The following is a 475-nucleotide window of genomic DNA, read 5'->3' as shown; positions in this document are numbered from 1 at the left end:
CCCGGGTACGCTCCTCGCGGGGGTGGGCAAAGAAGTCGTGGGAAGGGGCCTGCTCCACCACCACGCCGTTCTCCATGAATACCGTCTTGGAGGAGACGTTGCGGGCAAAGCCCATCTCGTGGGTGACCACCAGCATGGTCATGCCCTCTTCGGCCAGCTTCCGCATGACCGAGAGCACCTCGCCGGTCAGCTCCGGGTCAAGGGCACTGGTGGGTTCATCAAAGTAATTGATCTCAGGGTCGGTGGCAAGGGCGCGGGCAATGGCAACGCGCTGCTGCTGTCCGCCGGAAAGCTGGCGGGGATAGTAGTCGGCCCGGTCGGCCAGACCGACCTTTTCCAGCATCCGTCTGCCGATCTCGTCTGCCTGCTCCTTTGGCATCCTGCGGGCAATGTCGGCCCGGGAGATCCTGCCAAGATCGAAGGATTCGCCGTCGAACACCAGAGTGCCGCTGTCAGCGGTCTCCAGAAAGTTCAG

General features: G+C 63.2%; 1 protein-coding gene. It reads right to left on the bottom strand.

The features are described 5' to 3' along the window. Positions 1 to 475 (bottom strand): ATP-binding cassette domain-containing protein (locus P0G09_RS15565; protein ID WP_275253103.1); only part of this gene is annotated, 475 nt, incomplete at both ends.

This window comes from Faecalibacterium sp. DFI.5.82 (assembly GCF_029076575.1).
GTDB classification, from domain to species: domain Bacteria; phylum Bacillota; class Clostridia; order Oscillospirales; family Ruminococcaceae; genus Faecalibacterium; species Faecalibacterium duncaniae.
Note: the sequence above shows the minus strand (reverse complement) of the source record. Positions and strands in the feature narration are given on the sequence as shown.